Below are 563 nucleotides of genomic sequence, written 5' to 3'. Positions count from 1 at the left end.
TCTAGGCCAGTTACAAACGAAAAAGAACAAAGTGTTAATCAAGAATTAATACCTGTTGTTATTGCTATAGATGCATCAAAATCGATGTTAGCACAAGATGTATATCCAAGCAGATTAAAAATGGCAAAAAAGAAAATATCTGATTTAATAAAGTCTTCAAAGCAACTCTCTGTTGGTATTATAATCTTTGGGGAATCATCTTTTATATTATCTCCACTAACAAATGATTTCGTTTCATTAAATTTTTTAATAGAGAACTTTGATTATAACCTAAGCATTAGTAATGGTTCAAATATATTTTCTGCCCTTGAAGCTTCAAATAAACTATTGAATAACTATAAATCTAAAAATATACTTCTACTTAGTGATGGAGGTAATGCTAGTGACTATAAAGATGAGATAGAGTATGCAAATAAAAACAATCTAAATATTTACATCATAACAATTGCAACAAATAAACCAACGCCAATACCTACAAAAGATGGCTACCTAAACGATAAAGATGGAAATATTGCAATGGTAAAACTTAATGAAAATATAAAAAAACTTAGTCTAAACACAAG

1 protein-coding gene is annotated in these 563 nt (G+C 27.9%); it reads left to right on the top strand.

The features are described from left to right. On the top strand, window positions 1-563 hold a 563-nt coding region (locus ACQY5W_RS13450; RefSeq protein WP_428025478.1), incomplete at both ends, for a VWA domain-containing protein.

Source organism: Arcobacter sp. (assembly GCF_050300555.1).
Lineage (GTDB): Bacteria > Campylobacterota > Campylobacteria > Campylobacterales > Arcobacteraceae > Arcobacter.
Note: the sequence above shows the minus strand (reverse complement) of the source record. Positions and strands in the feature narration are given on the sequence as shown.